The sequence below is a fragment of the Stenotrophomonas sp. A3_2 genome (assembly GCF_036624925.1).
Taxonomy (GTDB): Bacteria; Pseudomonadota; Gammaproteobacteria; order Xanthomonadales; family Xanthomonadaceae; genus Stenotrophomonas; species Stenotrophomonas hibiscicola.
Window position 1 is genome coordinate 1 of record NZ_JAZKVY010000371.1, and the last position, 302, is coordinate 302.

General features: G+C 70.5%; 1 protein-coding gene. It reads right to left on the reverse strand.

Annotated features, from left to right (window positions below; genetic code table 11):
- Positions 1-292: OB-fold domain-containing protein (locus R5H29_RS22145; protein WP_332329864.1), on the reverse strand; the 292-nt coding region annotated here is incomplete at its 3' end.
- Positions 293-302: the final 10 nt, after the last annotated feature.

Here is a 302-nt window from a genome sequence, read left to right on the forward strand (position 1 = left end):
CGATGCCGTTGCGCAAGGTTCGGGGATCGGCGCCGCGCAGATTGGAGACGATGCGCGGGCCTTCCTCGAGATCGATCAGCGCCACGATCGGCGGGGCGGCGAAGCCGTGCGGGAAGGGGTGGATCGGCATGGCCCAGGAATAGAGGGTGCCGCGGCCGGACATGCGGCGCGGCTCCATGCGCAGCGCGTGGCAGTCGGGGCACATCGGGCGGGGCGGGTGCCAGAGTTTGCCGCAGGCGGCGCAGCCTTTGATCAGCAGCTCGCCGCGGGCAGCACCTTCCCAGAAGAACATGCTGTCCGGC